Source organism: Nonomuraea lactucae (assembly GCF_003313395.1).
Lineage (GTDB): Bacteria > Actinomycetota > Actinomycetes > Streptosporangiales > Streptosporangiaceae > Nonomuraea > Nonomuraea lactucae.
The window spans coordinates 1-1,936 of record NZ_QNFZ01000573.1 but is presented as its reverse complement, the minus strand read 5'-3'; the positions used below and the strand labels follow the sequence as shown (position 1 = coordinate 1,936).

Sequence of the window (1,936 nt, the reverse complement as noted above, 5' to 3'; positions counted from 1 at the left end):
GCACCCAGCCCGGCGCGGCGGCGGGCAGGGTGCCGGCCGCCCGCGAGCTGTCCAGGTCGGGCCGCCACCGGCGCACGACGTAGTACTCGGCGACCATGATCCCGGCGATGGGCGGGATCGCGACGCCGAGCAGAATGAGGAAGCCGACCAGGTGGTCGGCGATCCCGAGCGCCGCCAGCGCGGTGCCGATCACACCCAGCACGACCGTGACCGCGGCCCGGCCGACCCGGACTCCGAAGGCGGTGTGCAGGGCGTTGGTGACGCCGAGCGAGGCGGCGTACAGGTTCCAGTCGTTGGTCTTCAGGGTGGCCGTGACGAGGACGATCGTGCCGACCACGCCGGAGGTGGTGGTGACGATCGTGACGATGTCGCCGGTACGCAGCGCGTGCGCGAGCAGCACGCCGATCAGCGCGAGCACGTACTCGCCGAGCGTGATGCCGAGGACGGTCTGCTTGACCACGTCGGCGGCGCTGCGGTTGAACCGGCACATGTCCGGCGAGATGACCGCGCCGACGATGAACCCGCCCGCGACCAGCGTCGCGCCCTGCGCCAGGGTGAGCGCGGGGCCGGGCGGCGCGGACACGACCAGGTCGCCCAGGCTCTGCCTGCCCAGCTCCACGGTGACGGCCCAGCCTGCCAGGGCCAGGAACGCCGGAACGGTGATCCACGCCGTCCAGGCCATCCCGGCGAACCCGGGCACCACGATGGCGGTGATCACCAGGCCGCCGGCGATCGCCCACACCCACACGGGCGGGCCGCCGAGCAGCGAGGCGAGCCCCTGGGCCAGCACCGCCGACTGCACGCCGAACCAGCCCAGCAGGCATACCGCGATCACCACGCCGACCAGGCCCGAGCCGTGGCGGCCGAACCCCGTCCAGCGGGCCAGGACCGTGGTGGACATGCCCTCGCGCATGCCGGCGACGCCGACCGCGATGGCGACGAGCTCGAGGATGACCGAGCCGAGGGTGACGGCCAGGACCGCGTCCCAGAAGGTCATCCCCATGCCGAGGGTCGCGCCCAGCAGGAACTGCGACAGCGCGGACAGCAGCCCGAACCGCTGAATGGCGACGGTGGGCCAGCGGTAGCGGGCGCCGGGCGGAACACGTTGGAGGGCGAAGTCGTCACGGGCGAGAGCGTCGCTGGGTAACACCGGTTTCGTGGCCGATTCGGACATGCGCCATGCCCTTCTGAAGGGTACGGGTGTCGATGCGAACGCTACGTCGGGGATCCGTCATGATCAAGGCCGTGGTGATCAAGGCTGGGGGTCTCCCCTCCGCCACGGCGAAGGTCATGGGCGTGCCTGTCTTCCGGCAAGCCTCGGCACCCTCCGCCCCCTGCCTGCGTGGCCGCCGCTAAGACGTACCTGTGAGACCGACCGAAGCGCTCCGCTCGTGGCTGCGGGCCGATCCATGGCGAGGGCCGCTGATCCTGGTGGCCGCCTCCTACGGCGTCGCGCAGCTCGTCGCGGGCACCCGCGGGATCGGGCTTGGCTGGGACGAGGTCGTCTACGTCAGCCAGGTGGACCCCCGCGTGCCCGCGACCGAGTTCATCGCGCCCCGCGCCCGCGGGATCACCGTGCTGGTCGCTCCGGTGGTGCTCGTCACCTCGTCGACGGCCGCTCTGCGCGTCTACCTGTGCGTGCTGTCCGCGCTGGCCCTGTACGCGTCGTTCGGCACGTGGCTGCGGGTGCGCTCCGGAGCGGTGGTGCCGCTGGCGGCGCTGCTGTTCGCGTCCCTGTGGCTGGCGCTGTTCTACGGCAACGCGGCCATGCCGAACCTGTGGGTGGCGTTCGGCGCGGTGGCCGCCACCGGCTACTTCCTGCGCGCCGTGCGGCCTGGCGGCCTGCGCCCGGACGGCCTGCGCCCGGACGGTCTGCGCTCGGGTGGTGGGCGCTCGGGCAGCCTGTGCTCGGGCGGTGGGCGTGGCGCGCTCGTGG

General features: G+C 72.8%; 1 protein-coding gene and 1 pseudogene. One reads left to right on the top strand and one right to left on the bottom strand.

Annotated elements, in window-relative coordinates:
* A partial coding sequence (locus DQW85_RS23735; protein WP_113702281.1) for a purine-cytosine permease family protein occupies positions 1-1,174 on the bottom strand: 1,174 nt, incomplete at its 3' end.
* Positions 1,175-1,365: 191 nt separating this feature from the next.
* Here DQW85_RS23735 and DQW85_RS23730 point away from each other — a divergent pair.
* A pseudogene (locus DQW85_RS23730) lies at positions 1,366-1,936 on the top strand (hypothetical protein); the annotation flags it as partial.